General features: G+C 64.6%; 16 protein-coding genes and 1 tRNA gene. 14 read left to right on the plus strand and 3 right to left on the minus strand.

Going from position 1 to position 14,837, the window contains the following annotated elements; all coding sequences use genetic code 11:
• Positions 1 to 154 precede the first annotated feature (154 nt).
• From yfcF to xth, 10 genes are all read left to right on the plus strand, one after another.
• On the plus strand, positions 155 to 775 hold the full coding sequence (gene yfcF, locus AC3WW4_RS12990; protein ID WP_488828902.1) for a glutathione transferase: 621 nt from the start codon (positions 155 to 157) through the stop codon (positions 773 to 775).
• A 125-nt stretch (positions 776 to 900) separates the two neighbouring features.
• A complete protein-coding gene (locus AC3WW4_RS12995; protein ID WP_488828903.1) occupies positions 901 to 1,698 on the plus strand; it encodes a hypothetical protein in 798 nt (265 codons plus the stop codon).
• A 52-nt stretch (positions 1,699 to 1,750) separates the two neighbouring features.
• Complete coding sequence (locus AC3WW4_RS13000) at positions 1,751 to 2,158, plus strand: VOC family protein (protein WP_488828904.1); 408 nt, start codon at positions 1,751 to 1,753, stop codon at positions 2,156 to 2,158.
• A gap of 218 nt (positions 2,159 to 2,376) precedes the next feature.
• Complete coding sequence (locus AC3WW4_RS13005) at positions 2,377 to 2,655, plus strand: hypothetical protein (RefSeq protein ID WP_488828905.1); 279 nt, start codon at positions 2,377 to 2,379, stop codon at positions 2,653 to 2,655.
• A gap of 86 nt (positions 2,656 to 2,741) precedes the next feature.
• Complete coding sequence (locus AC3WW4_RS13010; protein ID WP_488828906.1) at positions 2,742 to 3,104, plus strand: hypothetical protein; 363 nt, start codon at positions 2,742 to 2,744, stop codon at positions 3,102 to 3,104.
• Between the two features lie 39 nt (positions 3,105 to 3,143).
• Positions 3,144 to 3,500, plus strand: coding sequence for a DUF1304 domain-containing protein (locus AC3WW4_RS13015; RefSeq protein WP_488828907.1), 357 nt, complete (start codon positions 3,144 to 3,146; stop codon positions 3,498 to 3,500).
• Positions 3,501 to 3,567: 67 nt separating this feature from the next.
• The gene (locus AC3WW4_RS13020) at positions 3,568 to 4,608 is read left to right on the plus strand and encodes an NAD(P)H-dependent flavin oxidoreductase (protein WP_488828908.1); all 1,041 of its coding nucleotides are present in this window, start codon (positions 3,568 to 3,570) and stop codon (positions 4,606 to 4,608) included.
• 81 nt (positions 4,609 to 4,689) lie between these two features.
• The gene (locus tag AC3WW4_RS13025) at positions 4,690 to 5,181 is read left to right on the plus strand and encodes a dihydrofolate reductase (protein ID WP_488828909.1); all 492 of its coding nucleotides are present in this window, start codon (positions 4,690 to 4,692) and stop codon (positions 5,179 to 5,181) included.
• A 135-nt stretch (positions 5,182 to 5,316) separates the two neighbouring features.
• Positions 5,317 to 6,075 carry a TerC family protein gene (locus AC3WW4_RS13030; RefSeq protein ID WP_488828910.1) on the plus strand — a complete coding sequence of 253 codons (759 nt, stop codon included), beginning with the start codon at positions 5,317 to 5,319 and terminating at the stop codon, positions 6,073 to 6,075.
• 182 nt (positions 6,076 to 6,257) lie between these two features.
• Positions 6,258 to 7,037: an exodeoxyribonuclease III gene (gene xth, locus AC3WW4_RS13035; RefSeq protein WP_488828911.1), complete on the plus strand. Its 780-nt coding sequence runs from the start codon at positions 6,258 to 6,260 to the stop codon at positions 7,035 to 7,037.
• A gap of 43 nt (positions 7,038 to 7,080) precedes the next feature.
• Here the strand turns inward: xth and mutY are convergent, their stop codons facing one another.
• From mutY to mutM, 3 genes are all read right to left on the minus strand, one after another.
• Positions 7,081 to 8,175, minus strand: a complete 1,095-nt coding sequence (mutY, locus tag AC3WW4_RS13040) for an A/G-specific adenine glycosylase (RefSeq protein WP_488828912.1) — start codon at positions 8,173 to 8,175, stop codon at positions 7,081 to 7,083.
• The gene (locus AC3WW4_RS13045) at positions 8,172 to 10,178 is read right to left on the minus strand and encodes a dynamin family protein (RefSeq protein ID WP_488828913.1); all 2,007 of its coding nucleotides are present in this window, start codon (positions 10,176 to 10,178) and stop codon (positions 8,172 to 8,174) included. The genes mutY and AC3WW4_RS13045 overlap by 4 nt, the downstream gene beginning before the upstream one ends.
• Positions 10,179 to 10,276: 98 nt before the next feature.
• Entirely contained in the window at positions 10,277 to 11,107 is an 831-nt protein-coding gene (gene mutM, locus AC3WW4_RS13050; protein WP_488828914.1) for a bifunctional DNA-formamidopyrimidine glycosylase/DNA-(apurinic or apyrimidinic site) lyase, read from the minus strand.
• 70 nt (positions 11,108 to 11,177) lie between these two features.
• Here mutM and AC3WW4_RS13055 point away from each other — a divergent pair, with 70 nt between their 5' ends.
• The 4 genes from AC3WW4_RS13055 (at position 11,178) to AC3WW4_RS13070 (ending at position 14,779) form a co-directional block, all read left to right on the plus strand.
• On the plus strand, positions 11,178 to 13,013 hold the full coding sequence (locus AC3WW4_RS13055) for a tetratricopeptide repeat protein (protein WP_488828915.1): 1,836 nt from the start codon (positions 11,178 to 11,180) through the stop codon (positions 13,011 to 13,013).
• A 5-nt stretch (positions 13,014 to 13,018) separates the two neighbouring features.
• Positions 13,019 to 13,627: an outer membrane lipoprotein LolB gene (locus AC3WW4_RS13060; protein ID WP_488829753.1), complete on the plus strand. Its 609-nt coding sequence runs from the start codon at positions 13,019 to 13,021 to the stop codon at positions 13,625 to 13,627.
• Positions 13,628 to 13,648: 21 nt separating this feature from the next.
• Positions 13,649 to 14,557: a 4-(cytidine 5'-diphospho)-2-C-methyl-D-erythritol kinase gene (gene ispE, locus AC3WW4_RS13065; protein ID WP_488828916.1), complete on the plus strand. Its 909-nt coding sequence runs from the start codon at positions 13,649 to 13,651 to the stop codon at positions 14,555 to 14,557.
• A gap of 145 nt (positions 14,558 to 14,702) precedes the next feature.
• Positions 14,703 to 14,779, plus strand: a tRNA-Gln gene (locus AC3WW4_RS13070).
• Positions 14,780 to 14,837 lie beyond the last annotated feature (58 nt).

Here is a 14,837-nt window from a genome sequence, read left to right on the forward strand (position 1 = left end):
CCTTTTGAAGAAACCGTGGATTGACGAATGCCTCAGGCTACGCAATCCTCACGTACATCACTGCATCTGCAACCTGTGCCGCGCCGCTGACGTTGACGTTGAGTGAGTGGGCGCCCAGCACACTGAACCTGCCCGTTGCGGCAGGGGCTACACCATGAAGCTGTTTGTTGACTCCAACTACCTGTCGCCCTATGCCATGACGGTGTTCGCGGCACTGCGCGAAAAGCGCCTGCCTTTCGAGACGGTGCTGGTGAACCTTGGGCGGCATGAGCAGTTGGACCCCTTGTATGCAGAGGTGTCCACCACACGGCGCGTGCCCACGATCAGCGACGAAGGCTTCCACCTGTCGGAGTCCTCCGCCATTTGCGAGTACCTGGAAGACCGTTACCCCGGCACCGCGCTCTACCCGGCTGACATCCAGTCCAAAGCCAAAGCCCGAGAGATTCAGGCCTGGCTGCGCAGCGACCTCATGCCCATCCGGCAAGAGCGCTCGTCGGAGGTGGTGTTTCTGAAGCGCAGCCTACCGCCGCCACTGTCTGCCGAGGCCCAAACCGCTGCCCGCAAGCTCATTGCGGCCGCGCAGGGCTTTCTGCCGTTCGGCCGCACCTCGCTGTTTGAGCAATGGTCCATCGCCGACACCGATCTGGCGATGATGTTGAATCGCTTGCGTCTGGCGGGCGACACGCTGCCTGGCAGGCTGGCCACGTATGCAGAGGCTCAATGGCAAAGGCCCAGCGTGCAGGAATGGCTCAACAAGCCGAGGCCTGAGCGTTGATGGGCACAAGGCGAAAGCCGATGGCGCCTCACACGGGGTCTGTGGTCACCCATGTTCGCTAGGGATTGACTTTTCAAGCGGTAGCGATCGACCATCAACGAACCTCACCCTCCAGGGAGATTCGCATGGCAGCAAGACAAGCTATGGTGCTGAGCGCAGTGCTCCTGTCCATCGGGCTGGCGGGTTGCCCCGGTCCGATCCAGCCGCGTACCCAAACCGTTGACCCATCAACCGCATCCATCGCGCTGGTGCGGGGTGTCATTGACGCCGATCCCGCTTGTAGCGCAGGCGCACAGTCCGGACCGCCAAGACCACAAACCTGGTGGAACGCCCTGCGGCCCGGGCAGTCTCCCAAGGCTGTCGGAGAAGGGGCGGTGGGGTTTCATCTGTGGGTGAACCCGACAGGAACCTGCCAAGGTTTTCGTCAGGACTTGTACCGAACGCTGTTCGCCTACGACCTGCAGCCCATGGCATCGCTCAAAGGCCTCGTGACCAAGGCCACTTTGACTGTCAACGCCCACATCCTTCCGCCAACTCGCCCCAACTCTCTTTGTGAGGCGTTCACGGCAGGTGGTGGAGGCTTGGTCCGCTTGCCGGCCAACACCCCTCTGCCTTCTTCCGGGTTCGCCGAGTTGGCACCGAATCAGGCCTTCCCAACAGGTCCCGTCATTTTTTCATTTCCACAACCGTGGCTCGCAGGGCAAATTGCACCCGGCGTCACCTCGTTTGATGGCGGCGGCCAGCGAGCCTCATTCAGCGTCGACGTGACCGCGCTGGTGGATCAAGCGTTGAGCTCAGGCTCGAATCGCCTCGTGTTGGCGATCTCCGGATCAGACGAGGCGCCGCGAAGCGTGAGGCCACCGAGTGAGCACGACTGTAGAACCAGCTACCGCGTCACGGCTCTGGTGATCTCTCATCTGTAGCCGCACCCACATGATGAATACTGCGCAGGGACGACGGCGCAAGGAAAGCAGCATGGAATTCCACCGAGGCAGGCTGTTCGACCACGTGCACTTGCGGGTGTCGGACCTGACGGCCAGCAAGCGCTTTTACCGCGCGGTGTTCTCCGCACTGGGTTGGCCCGACATCGTGCAGGAAGGCCCTGATTTCTTCTACGCCGACGAGTTGTTCGTGGATGCGGCCACCGGGTATGTCTCTCGCGTGCATCTGGCATTCCAAGCCCCTGATCGGGCCACGGTTCAGACGTTTTATCAGGCCGCGCTGGCAGCAGGTGGGCAAGACAATGGCCCACCGGGTGAACGCGCCTATCACCCGGGCTACTACGCTGCCTTTGTGCTCGACCCGGATGGCAACAACATCGAAGCGGTCTGTCATGGGCCTCACCATCGCAGCGCGCCGTCGGTCGTGATCCGGCCTGCTTGAGGCCAAACTGCATTAACCCCAAAATCCCCAGATCACGTCTTTGACCGGCAGCGCCATGCGCAGGCACGATCGCCTATAGTGCGCAACACAAGCCTGCGCAAGGGAGATCACGATGTCCGCTGAAGACTGGAAGGACCTGTACCAGGCTGCAGAGCCACGTCAGCTCTTTTGGTGGCGTTGGCTGCACATTTGAGCGGGTCCACCGCATTCATCACACCATGCGCTACGTGTACTGGCTGCTCTTGACCGCCACCGTCGTCGCGGCAGTCCTCAACTTCCGAATCCGCTGTGAAAGTTTCGGCTGCATGGGCCTTGGCGTTGCATGGTTTGCTTGGTCCGGCCTGTACCTGGTCACGCTCATTGCCGGCCTGATTGCCCTGCTCAAGGCCCCCGACGATCAAAGCAAGCGGTCCGTCACCTGGCCGCTTCGCTTCCAATTAGCAGGTGGACTCGCCCTCGGCATCCATTGGTTTCTCGGGTTTTCAGGCCTCTCGTAAAGCAACGAGTCCCCATGCGTCTGCACGGTCATCTTTCAACACTTCTTCGGTACGCGTGGGCGGCCCCATGCTCACTCGTGGGCCTGTTGCTGGCAGGACCCATCCTGCTCCTGGGGGGCAAGGCGCACCTCCACACCGGGGTGCTGGAGGTCGCCCTGCCGGGCCAGAAACACCCGCCTCTCGACCTGGGGGCCATCACCCTGGGCCATGTCGTGCTGGGAGGCAGCGAACGCACGCTGTGCCAACTGCGCGCCCATGAGCAGGAACATGTGCGACAGTACGAGCGATGGGGCGTGGTGTTCTTTCTGGCCTACCCGGCGTCCAGCCTCATCCAGCTGATCAGAGGCAAACATCCCTACTGGCTCAACCACTTTGAGATCCAGGCCCGGAACCTGAGCGAACAACGCACAGCAAACACCTCTCAGGCGCCCACCAAGCCCGAAGCCTGAACGCACCCTCACCCATTCACCCTTTACCGGAAACGCCGCATGGCCCTCCTTGCAAGCATCGTCATCGCCTTGGTTGCCCTGTTGCACATCTACTTTCTCGTGCTGGAAATGTTCCTGTGGGACAAGCCGGCTGGGCTGAAGGCCTTTGGGCAGAAGCTGGAACAAGCCAAGGCCACCAAAGTGCTTGCCGCCAATCAAGGCCTGTACAACGGATTTCTGGCTGCCGGCCTGATCTGGGGCCTGCTGCTCGGCGCAGACGGCACCCACATCAAGGTGTTCTTCCTGGGCTGCGTGATCGTGGCCGGTGTCTTTGGTGCCGCCACCGCCAACCGCAAGATCCTGTTCATCCAGGCGCTGCCTGCGGCCATCGGCCTGGGCCTGCTCCTGCTGGCCTGAGCACCTCGCACTGCCACTCAACGCCCCTCCGCCAGCGCCAACGCTTCACGCCACCTGAGCCCTCACCATGCGCCTGCAACACCTCCTTGGCATCGACCTTCCCATCATCCAGGCCCCCATGGCGGGTGTCCAAGGCAGCGCGCTGGCCGTGGCCGTCTCCAACGCTGGCGGACTCGGCTCCCTGCCCTGCGCCATGCTCACCCCCGACGTGCTGCGCCAGGAGTTGAGTGCCATCCAGGCCCAGACCAGCCGGCCTTACAACGTCAACTTCTTCTGCCACACCCCACCCAACCCTGACGCCAAACGTGAGGCCGCGTGGCACGCCGCACTGGCGCCCTACTTTCACGAGTTCGGCATCGATCCGGCGGCCATTCCATCGGGGCCTGGTCGCCAGCCCTTCAGCGCAGACATGGCCGAGTTGCTGTCGGCGTTCAAGCCCCCCGTCGTGAGCTTTCACTTTGGCCTGCCCGCACCCGATCTGCTGGCACGGGTGCGCAGCTGGGGCGCTAAGGTGCTGTCATCGGCCACCACGGTGGACGAAGCCCTGTGGCTGGAGGCCCACGGGGTGGACGCCATCATTGCGCAAGGCCTGGAGGCCGGCGGGCACCGTGGCATGTTCCTCACCGACGACATCCACACCCAGGTCGGCACCTTTGCCCTGCTGCCCCAGATCGTGCGGGCCGTGAACATCCCGGTGATTGCAGCCGGTGGCATCGCCGATGCCCATGGTGTGGCAGCGGCCATGACGCTGGGCGCCGCGGGCGTGCAAGTCGGCACCGCCTACCTCACCTGCCCCGAGGCCACCACCAGCGCCCTGCACCGCGCCGCCCTCCAAAGCGAGCAGGCCCGTGTCACCGCCCTCACCAACGTGTTCACCGGCCGCCCGGCACGCGGCATCGTCAACCGCATCATGCGAGAGCTGGGCCCCATCTGCCCGGCCGCGCCCGCCTTCCCGCTGGCCACCGCGGCCATCACCGTTTTGCGTGCCAAGGCCGAAAGCCAAGGCCACACCGACTTCACACCCTTGTGGGCCGGTCAAAACGCCAGCGCTTGTCGCAACCTGCCCGCGGCCGAACTGACAAAGGCTTTGATGCGGGCATCCAGTTGAACACCGTGAACGCCGAGTCGGAGTGAGCTCGACCGCCCCTACACTCTCGCTCCTGATCGAGCGCACCCCTCTCCCGTCACCATGTCCACCTCCACTCTCATCCTGATCGCCGCCGTGGCCCGCAATGGCGCCATCGGCAAAGACAACGCCCTGCTGTGGCGCCTGCCCGAAGACCTCAAGTTCTTCAAGCGCACCACCCTCGGCTGTCCGGTCATCATGGGCCGCAAGACCTTCGAGTCCATCGGCCGCCCGTTACCGGGGCGCCGCAACATCGTCATCACCCGCAACACCGCATGGCAACACGAAGGGGTGGACGTGGCCCACACCCTGGACGGGGCCCGCGCCCTGGTGTCCGGCGAAGCGCGCGTGTTCGTCATTGGCGGCGGCGAGCTCTATGCCCAGGCCCTGACTCAGGCCGACGAACTCATCCTCACCGAGGTAGATGCCGACTTCGACGCCGACACCTTCTTCCCCGCCTGGGATCGCACCGCCTTCACCGAAGTCAGCCGCGAAACCCACACAGCCGAGGCGGGCTGGCCCTACCACTTCGTCGTGTACCAACGACGCAAGTAAGTTTCCCCAAATTCAGTTTTTCCTGCAGATTCAGGTCTTTAAATTCGCATTTACCTGACAACCTCGAAGCGTTATCGTTTCGCTCTTGGGTGGTTGCGCCCTTGAACTCTCGACAACAACACAAGACCTCTCCTCATGGAATTCCTGTTCGACCCCAACATCTGGATCGCTTTTGCGATGCTGACCGCCCTGGAAATCGTCCTCGGCGTCGACAACATCATCTTCATCTCCATCCTGGTCGGCCGTCTACCCGCCGACGTGCGTGACAAGGCTCGCCGCCTCGGCCTGGCCTTCGCCATGATCTCGCGCCTGCTGCTGCTGTTCTCGCTGAGCTGGGTCATGAGCCTCAAGGCCGACCTGTTCACGGTGTTCAACATCGGCATCAGCGGTCGTGACCTGGTGCTGCTGTTCGGTGGCCTCTTCCTGCTGTGGAAGGCCTCGCACGAAATCTTCGTCGAAGTCGAAGCCCGCGAAGAAGATCACGCCCCCGACACCGACCCAGCCCTCATCAAGGCCGCAGGTGCCCGCCTGTTCTGGGGCATCATCGCCCAGATCGCCGTCATCGACATCGTCTTCTCGCTCGACTCGGTCATCACCGCCGTCGGCATGGTCGACCAGATCGGCGTGATGGTGGCTGCCGTGGTCACCTCGGTCGGCGTGATGCTGTTCGCCGCCAAACCCATCGGCGACTTCGTGGACGCCCACCCCTCCGTCAAGGTGCTGGCCCTGGCCTTCCTGGTGATGGTCGGTATGGCCCTGACCGCCGAAGCGCTCGACGCCCACGTGCCCAAGGGCTACATCTACGCCGCCATGTCCTTCTCGCTGGCTGTGGAGTTCCTCAACATCCGCGCACGCACCAAGCGTCTGGCGTTGAAGGCCGCGTCACAGGCTTGATGACGCGGCGCACCGCGCCAAGCCCCACTCAGAAGGCCGACCATGCGTCGGCCTTTTTCATGGCCGACCTGTTGACCCACTTGCCCCGACCGCTGCAACAATGGCGCACAAGGGCGACAATCCCGGCTACACCGACGCACGCAAGCGTCTCACCGAATCGACCCGCTCTAGCTGCCCCCTCCATGCAACTCGCCACCTGGAACGTCAACTCCCTCTCTGTTCGCCTACCGCAACTCCTGGACTGGCTCGCCGCCAATCCGGTCGATGCCCTGGTGCTGCAGGAAACCAAGCTGACCGACGACAAGTTCCCGCACGCCGACCTGGAAGCGGCGGGCTACCAGTCGCAATGGTTCGGCCAGAAGACCTACAACGGCGTCGCCCTGCTGACCCGCAGCGCCAGCATCGACATCGTCAAGAACATCCCCGGTTTTGAAGACGAGCAGGCCCGCGTCATCGCCGGCACCGTCAACGACCCGGTGGTCGGCAGCGTGCGCGTCATCGGCTGCTACTTCCCCAACGGCCAAGCCCCCGACAGCGACAAATTCGTCTATAAGATGAACTGGCTGAACGCCCTGGAAGCGTGGGTTCAGGACGAGCTCACCCGCCACCCCAATCTCGTCATCATGGGCGACTACAACATCGCCCCCACCGATGCCGACGTGTACGACCCGGTGGCCTGGAAAGACCAGATCCACTGCACAGTGCCCGAGCGCGATCATTTCCAGAAACTGGTGCAACTGGGCCTGACCGACGCCTTCCGCCTGTTCGAGCAGCCGCCCAAGCCCTGGAGCTGGTGGGACTACCGCAACCTGGCTTTCCGCAAGAATCAGGGCCTGCGCATCGACCACATCCTGGTGAGCGAGGCCCTCAAGCCGCGCGTCAGCGCCTGCGTCATCGACAAGGCCCCGCGCAAGAATGAACGCCCCAGCGACCACGCTCCGGTGATCGTCACCCTGGGCTGATCGGCCACCAGAACGGGCACCTGCGGCACCGCCCGCGTGGCCCTCAGCCCACCAGCAGGCGCCGCAACGGGGCCGGTAGCCCCCAGTTGGCCATGTCCGCCAACGGCACCCATCGCCCACCCGGCGCCTGGGCCCGCAAAGCCGGCTCCAGGTGCGTCGCCTCGGCATCGTCCAGCACCACACGGCGGGCGTGCAGCCACCAGTCCAGGTGCGTCAGCACATGCTTCAGGCGGGGCTGACGCTCCACACGCGCGCTCACCGGCTCGCCCAGCAAGGCGGACACCGCCTCGTCGCCATCGAGCAAAGGCAAGGTCCACAGCCCCGCCCACACGCCTTTGTCGGGCATCTGCTGCAGCCACACCTGCTCACGCCACACCAGCCACAGCCACCAGTTCTCACGCTCACTGCGCTTGAGCTTGCGGCTCTTGACCGGGTAACGCTCCGGGTCACCCACCTGGCGCGCCACGCACAGGTCCGACCAGGGACACATCAGGCAACTGGGCTTGCGCGGTGTGCACACCGTGGCGCCCAGGTCCATCAGGCCCTGGGTGTAAGACGGCATCACCTCGGCGCGCAGCGGCAGCACCACCTGCGCGGCGGCGATCAAGGCCTTCTCGTGCACCCGCACCGACAGATCCTCGCCCCAACCCAGCACACGGCTGAGCACGCGCTTCACATTGCCGTCCATGATGGACACGCGCTCGTCAAAACAGAAGGACGCAATGGCCGCGGCGGTCGAAGGGCCGATGCCCGGCAAGGTCTGCAGGGCCTCGCAGGTGGCAGGAAAGTGCCCGCCATGCAGGTTCACCACATCCTGTGCGCAACGATGCAGATTGCGCGCCCGGCTGTAGTAGCCCAGGCCGGCCCACAAGGTCAGCACATCATCCAAAGGTGCGGCGGCCAGCGCCTGCACATCCGGGAATCGCTCCAGAAAGCGCGCGAAGTACCCCAGCACGGTCGTCACCTGGGTCTGCTGCAGCATGATCTCCGACAGCCACACACGGTACGGGTCGCGCACCCGCTGCCACGGCAAGTGGTGTCGGCCATCCTGATGCTGCCAGGCGACCAGCCGCTCGGCCAGGTCAGGGCTCACCCGCTGCGCACGCTGCAGCAGCAGGTCGGGATCAGACAAACTCATGCGGGCAGGTTGGCGCGATGCTGCGACTCAGGCAGGGCCAGATCACCGTCAAACCGCCCGAAGGCCGAATCCGGCATCCCAAAACGGTCGTCACGCGCCTGCACCAACAATTCGTCCACCAGCACATTCAGGCGGTTTTGGAGCTGCATCACACGCTCATCCTGCGCCTGCACGTCCTGCAAACGCGTGTCCAGGTCACTGGCTGCCGACTGAATGCGGTCCAGCGACTCATAGCGGCGCTTGAAGTTGCGACGACGTTCGCGCAACTGGCTGTCCACCTGGGCCGACGAGGTCTTGCTCCACAACTCGATGTCGTTGCTCACGGTCTCGAACACCACACGCAAACGCGACACCAGCATGCGACGGAACTGCTCCTGGAAACCGGGTTGGGCCAGACGGAACGCCTGGCTCAGCCCCAGATACTGCACATAGTTGCGCTCAATCAGGCTCAGATCTTCGGTGTAGCGACGCACATCCAGCGGTGCATCGGCGACCAGGCTGAAGCCAAACTCCGCGTTGAGCTTGGCGTACGACGCCACCAGCATGGCATGGATCTCGTCACTGCGCTCTTGCGCCAACTCCACCAAGCCACGCAGGCGCGTGCACAGTTCAATGAACGCCTTGCGTGCCCCCAGCGGCAACCACGAGCCCCCCAGCACCTGCTGCAAGGCTTCCACCTCGTGACGCAGGCGCTCGGCCGACAGATCACGCAGCACCTCTTTGAGCATGCGCGCGTGCACCAGGCGCAACGCCTGCAAGCGGGCCGTGCACTGCTCGAACTCGTTGGCCTCCATCTGCACACGCTGCAGCATCAATTGCACCTTGCCCGAGCTCTTGCCGCGCAGACTGCGCAACTCGGCCAACTGGTCGGCGTACAAGCGGCGCATCTCGCCAAAACGGCGCGTGAGCTGATGCTGAAACTGCACCGCCCCTTGCGAGGCCGCTTCGGCCAGATGCTCACGCCGGCGTGGCAGCAGCCCTTCCGACAGCGCCTGCTCGAACTCTTCCAGACGGCTCTGCGAGAGGCCTGCTGCATCTCCCGTCAAGCGGGCCGCCAGCGCCTGGCGAGCCGAGATCGGGAACACATGGTTCGCCGGAATTTCCAGCGTCTGCGCCACGCTTTCGCACTGGCGCACGATGGTCTGCTGCACCTCGGCGGGCGAGCTCAGCGGATCAACCAGCGAGTCGATCTTGTTGAGCGCCACGTAACGCGCCAAGGCCGGACCACAGAGGTGATCGCGCCAGATGGCCAGATCGGACTTGGTCACGCCCGTGTCGGCGCCCAGAATGAAGACCGTCGCGTGAGCCTGCGGCAGCAGCCCCAGGGTCAGCTCCGGCTCGGTGCCAATCGCATTCAAACCCGGCGTGTCCAGCACCACCAGGCCACGCTTGAGCAGCGGATGCGGCAAGTTGATGCGCGCATGACGCCACACCGGCACCTCAATGCGGCCATCGGCCTGCAACGGCGGGTTGTCTTCGGGGCGTTGCTCGTCCCAGAACCCCAGTCGCGCGGCCTCGTCCTGTGTCACCAGGCGGGTGCGCATCACCTCGCCCAAGGCGGCGGCCATGCCGTCCGGGTCGGACAAGTCCAAGTCAACCCAGGTCCAGGCGGTGTTCTGGCGGCGGTACTCGGCCAGCGACGCAGCCTCCAGCCGAGTCTCGATGGGCAGCAGCGACAGGCCCACCGGGTCTTCGGCGTCATAGCCCAGCTCCACCGGACACATCGTGGTGCGGCCAGCCGAAGCGGGCATCATGCGCCGGCCCTTGTCCGAGAAGAAGATCGCGTTGATCAGCTCGGATTTGCCGCGCGAGAACTCGGCCACGAACGCCACCATGAGCTTTTCGCCCGACAGACGGTGGCGCATGGCTTCAAACCACTCGGCCGACGCATCGTCCAGCAGATCGTGTTCACGGGCAAAGCGGGCCAACGCCGCCAGTCGGGCGTCGGTGTCGGCACGCCACTGGCCCAGGGCGTCCAGGTGGCTGGCAAAGGTCGGCATCATGGCGCTGATCCTAGCGCAAGGCGGTCATGCTGTAACAAGGGCCATTCCCCAGCTCAGTGCAAAAAATGCAGCGCTGCCCGACAAACCCATCACGTCTGTCACCTTTTCTGACAATTCGGGCAGAAAAAAGTCGAGCGCTGGCCCTGTACCACCCGCCGGATCGGCGTGCTGCACACCCGGCACGGCTCGCCTTCGCGGCCGTACACCGCGGTCGCCAGCTGAAAATGGCCCTGGCTGCCGTGCGCGTCCTTGAAGTCCTTCAAGCTGGAGCCACCCAAAGCCATGGCCTGCTTGAGCACCCCTTGCACCTCGCGCACCAAACGCTCGCAGCGCGGGCGGCTCAGCTTGCCGGCCGCCAGCCTCGGATCGATCCCGGCCCGAAACAAGGCCTCACACGCGTAGATGTTGCCCGCCCCCACCACGATGTCGCCCGCCAGCAGCGCCTGCTTGATGGACACCTTGCGCCCCTGGAGCCGGTCATGCACATAGCGTCCATCCAGCGCATCATCAAACGGCTCCAGCCCCAGGCCGGCCAGCAGCTTGCCCGGCATGCCTGTGGTCTGCGAGGGGCCCCAGACCACGGCACCAAAGCGCCGCGGATCGTGCAGACGCAGCACCCCGCGCGAGGTCACCAGGTCAAAGTGATCGTGTGGACCCGGCTCACCGGCGCGGCCGGCAAACGACAACGAGCCTGACATGCCCAGGTGCATCAGCAAGCCGCCACTGTGCCCATCCGCGGCACTCAAAGGCAGCCACAGGTACTTGCCCCGGCGCTGCACCGTGCCCACCCGCCACCCCACCAGGTCATCGCCATCCAGCCCAAGGGGCCAGCGCAAGGGCTTGCCGGTGTGCACCGCCAGCACCTCCGCACCCTCGATGCGATCGGCAAAACTCAGGCGGGTGACTTCAACTTCGGGCAGTTCAGGCATGACCGGATTATCTGGCGCCCCGCACACCCCTGCGCGCATCAATAGAATGGCCACATCAGTTGGAGACTCCATGCCTGCACACACGCCCGCGTTCACACCTGCGATGCCCGCCTTGCGAACCAGCCTGCTGGCCCTGGCCTTGCTGTGCCACAGCGCCTGGGCCTCGCCCGACAAGCCGGTACCACGCAGCGCCACACCCGCGGCCAGCGCCCCTGCCGCCAAGCCGCCCGTGCACAACTCCGGCATGAACGCGCCGCTGTTCTACCAGGTGCTCATTGCCGAGATCCAGGCCAATGCGGGCGACGCCGGCTCGGCCTACCAGCTCTACCTTGACGCGGCACGACGCCACAAGGACGGCCAGCTGTTCCAGCGCTCGGTCGAGATCGCCCTGCGAGCCCGCGCCGGCGAACAAGCGCTGACCGCCGCCAAAGCCTGGCGACAGGCGCTGCCCCAGTCCCGTCAGGCCGCCGAGTTCACCAGCCAGATCATGATCGCCCTGGGGCGCACCAACGAGCTCGCTGACTCGCTGCGCAAGCTCATTCAGCTGACACCCGCACCACAGCAGCCACAGGTGATGGCCAGCCTGCCCCGCAGCCTCAGCCGCCTCACCGACAAGCCCCTCACCGCCCGCATCATCGACGAGGCCACTGCCCCCTGGCGCACCCGCCCCCTGGAGCAGGCCGACGCCTGGGCCGCCAGCAGCGAAGGCTGGCTGCGCGCCGCCAACCTGGACAAGGCACGCGAAGGCCTCCAACGCGCCATCGCCCTCAAGCCAGGCCTGCCGGTGGCCGGCCTGCTGGCCATTGACCTGATGAAGCAAGCACCGGAAACCGAAGCGATCGTGCGCCAGCAATTGCAGCGCCCCGACGCCTCCCCCGTGGTGCGCCTGGCCTACGCCCGCCAATTGACCTTGCTGCAACGGTACAGCGAAGCCGAGCCGCAGCTCGAAACGCTGGTACGCGCCCAACCCGATCAAATGGGTCACTGGCTGCTGCTGGCCGCCATCCGGCTGGAGCTCAAGAAGCCTGACCAGGCCGAAGCCGCTTTGCAACCCGTGCTCGCGCTGGCCGAGCACCCGCAAGGACGCACGCCCGAGACGCCGCCTACCGAGGGCACCAAGCCCGGCGCCACCCTGAGCCCGGATCTGGAGCAGGCTTACCTGCTGATGGCCCAGGCGGCCGATCTGCGTGGCAAGACCCAAGAAGCCCTGGACTGGATGCAGCGGGCCGACCCACGCCACGAAAAGCTCTTGACCCAGAGCCAGCGGGCCCGCCTCCTCATTCGCCAAGGCCGGATCCCGGAAGCGCGCGCCATCATCCGAGGCATTCCCGAAGGCGAGCCACGCGATGCGGTCCTGAAGTTCCAGGCCGAAGCGCAGATCCTGCGGGACGCGCGCCAATGGCAGGAGGCCTACGAGGTCCTGCGCGAAGCCACGCAGCGCTTCCCGGACGAATCCGACCTGCTCTACGACCGCGCCATGATGGCCGAGCGCCTGCGCTACTTCGAAGAGATGGAGCGCCTGCTCAAGACCGTCATCAACCTGGCCCCCGACAGCCCCAATGCCTACAACGCCCTGGGCTACACCCTGGCTGACCGTGGCATCCGCCTGGACGAAGCGCGCACCCTGATCGAACGCGCCCTGAGCCTGCGCCCCGGCGACCCCTTCATCACCGACAGCCTGGGCTGGCTGGAGTTCCGCCTCGGCCGCATCGACGAAGCTCTGCGCCTGCTGAACCAGGCTTGGTCAGCCCGCCCCGACGCCGAAATCGCCGCCCACCTGGGTGAGGTCTTGTGGCAACAAGGCCAGACCGAGCGTGCCCGCGAGATCTGGCGCCAAGGCCTGCAACTTGACCGCGACAACGAAACGCTGCAGCAGGTCTTGCAACGCCTGAACGTGAAGCCGTGACCCGCATGCACACCGTGCGTCGCCTCGGGGCCTGGCCTCAGCGCCTGAGTGTGCTGATGCTGGCCTGCGCCCTGAGTGCGTGCAGCCACCTCGCCGCCGTGCCTCACCCGCCCGCCCAAGCCCCCGGCACCGCATCCTCCGACGCCACCGAGACCCCGCCTCGCCTGGCGCTGCAAGGGCAACTCAGCATCAAGCTGCTCGCGTGGCAGACACTGCCCGCCAAAGGCCTGAGCCTGGGCTTTTTCTTCAGTGGCCACACCGAACAGGGGCTGCTCGACCTGATGACCCCCCTGGGCACCCTCATGGCGCAGGTGGGCTGGCACGCCAATGAAGCCTGGCTCGTGAACCAGGACGGACGCCAGACCTACGCCGACCTGGACGAACTCAGCCGCCAGACACTGGGCGAGGCCCTGCCCCTGCGCAGTCTGGTGCACTGGATGCAAGGTCAACCCGACCCCACACAAGCCAGCACGCTCACCGATCAAGCCGGCGTCTTCGAACAGGCCGGCTGGCGCATTGACGCGCGCGAACTCACCGAGCAACGCATCCTGGCCACGCGCAGCGCGAGCGAACAACAACGCGCCATCGTCATCAAGGTCTACCTCGACCGCTGACCCCTGCCCCGCTTTTCTGCCATGCCCAGCCTGTACGACCTGCCCGCCCCGGCCAAGATCAACCTCTTCCTGCACATCACCGGGCGCAGGCCTGATGGCTACCACCTGCTGCAGTCGGTGTTCATGCTCATCGACTGGCAAGACGCCCTGCACATCGACACCCGCGCCGATGGCCAGATCCGCCGTCACGACCTGACCGTGGCCCTGCCCGCCGATGACCTGTGCCTGAAAGCCGCCCGCCTGCTGCAGGCCGAAAGCCGCACCACACAGGGCTGCGACATCCGCATCGAAAAAAACGTGCCCTGGGGTGCAGGCCTGGGCGGCGGCAGCTCCGACGCCGCCACGGTGCTGCTGGCGCTCAACCAACTGTGGGGCCTGCACTGGCCGCGCAGCCGCCTGCTGGCCCTGGCCTTGCGCCTGGGCGCCGATGTGCCGTTTTTCGTGCGCGGCCACAACGCTTGGGTCGAAGGCATTGGTGAGCAGATCACCCCTCTGGCCCTGCCCGACGAGGTGCTGCAGACCCCGTTGATGTTGCTCAAACCTGCCATCGCCGTGCCCACAGCAGCGATTTTTGGCAGCGATGCGTTGAAACGCGACACAAAGCCTGCTATAGTTACAGACTTTCTTGCAGCGCCCAAGCGCTTCGGTCAAAACGACTTGCAGGATGCCGCGGTGGCTTACCAAGCCAGCAGCGAATCCGGTAACGACATTGGCCTGGCGCTTGAAATCATGCAGAACCGGTTCGGCAACAGCCGGATGACAGGCTCAGGCAGCACAGTTTTTTCGTGGATTCCCCCCGAACAGATTGGCCTCCTCACCTCCATCCAGCCAAGCGATCTGGGCCTGAATGATGCATTGTGGATTGGTCGCGTATGCCGCGGTCTGCCTCAGCACCCACTGCTCAAGATGCTCGATCAGATTGTTGATTGATGGCATCGAAAGCATGATGCAAATGAGCAACAGACTTGCAAAGCATGCAAAAACTGATCTAGAATAGAAGGCTCTGAACAAGAGTACAGACTACTAGGTAGCAAGGCAGCAAAGACGCAAGTCGGCGCAGTTTTGAGACCTGTGTAGGGGAGTCGCCAAGTTGGTTAAGGCATCGGATTTTGATTCCGACATGCGAGGGTTCGAGTCCTTCCTCCCCTGCCAAATTTTTTAAAATTCGGCACCATCACCGAATCACACACCTGCCCTACACCTTCCGCGA

The sequence above is a fragment of the Aquabacterium sp. TM01 genome, assembly GCF_057808345.1.

What these genes read in the sequence shown, in the direction of transcription:
- yfcF (WP_488828902.1), top strand. Translation starts at nt 155, where the DNA reads ATGAAGCTGTTTGTTGACTCCAACTACCTGTCGCCCTATGCCATGACG.
- AC3WW4_RS12995 (WP_488828903.1), top strand. Translation starts at nt 901, where the DNA reads ATGGCAGCAAGACAAGCTATGGTGCTGAGCGCAGTGCTCCTGTCCATC.
- AC3WW4_RS13000 (WP_488828904.1), top strand. Translation starts at nt 1,751, where the DNA reads ATGGAATTCCACCGAGGCAGGCTGTTCGACCACGTGCACTTGCGGGTG.
- AC3WW4_RS13005 (WP_488828905.1), top strand. Translation starts at nt 2,377, where the DNA reads ATGCGCTACGTGTACTGGCTGCTCTTGACCGCCACCGTCGTCGCGGCA.
- AC3WW4_RS13015 (WP_488828907.1), top strand. Translation starts at nt 3,144, where the DNA reads ATGGCCCTCCTTGCAAGCATCGTCATCGCCTTGGTTGCCCTGTTGCAC.
- AC3WW4_RS13020 (WP_488828908.1), top strand. Translation starts at nt 3,568, where the DNA reads ATGCGCCTGCAACACCTCCTTGGCATCGACCTTCCCATCATCCAGGCC.
- AC3WW4_RS13025 (WP_488828909.1), top strand. Translation starts at nt 4,690, where the DNA reads ATGTCCACCTCCACTCTCATCCTGATCGCCGCCGTGGCCCGCAATGGC.
- AC3WW4_RS13030 (WP_488828910.1), top strand. Translation starts at nt 5,317, where the DNA reads ATGGAATTCCTGTTCGACCCCAACATCTGGATCGCTTTTGCGATGCTG.
- xth (WP_488828911.1), top strand. Translation starts at nt 6,258, where the DNA reads ATGCAACTCGCCACCTGGAACGTCAACTCCCTCTCTGTTCGCCTACCG.
- mutY (WP_488828912.1), bottom strand. Translation starts at nt 8,175, where the DNA reads ATGAGTTTGTCTGATCCCGACCTGCTGCTGCAGCGTGCGCAGCGGGTG.
- AC3WW4_RS13045 (WP_488828913.1), bottom strand. Translation starts at nt 10,178, where the DNA reads ATGATGCCGACCTTTGCCAGCCACCTGGACGCCCTGGGCCAGTGGCGT.
- mutM (WP_488828914.1), bottom strand. Translation starts at nt 11,107, where the DNA reads ATGCCTGAACTGCCCGAAGTTGAAGTCACCCGCCTGAGTTTTGCCGAT.
- AC3WW4_RS13055 (WP_488828915.1), top strand. Translation starts at nt 11,178, where the DNA reads ATGCCTGCACACACGCCCGCGTTCACACCTGCGATGCCCGCCTTGCGA.
- AC3WW4_RS13060 (WP_488829753.1), top strand. Translation starts at nt 13,019, where the DNA reads ATGCACACCGTGCGTCGCCTCGGGGCCTGGCCTCAGCGCCTGAGTGTG.
- ispE (WP_488828916.1), top strand. Translation starts at nt 13,649, where the DNA reads ATGCCCAGCCTGTACGACCTGCCCGCCCCGGCCAAGATCAACCTCTTC.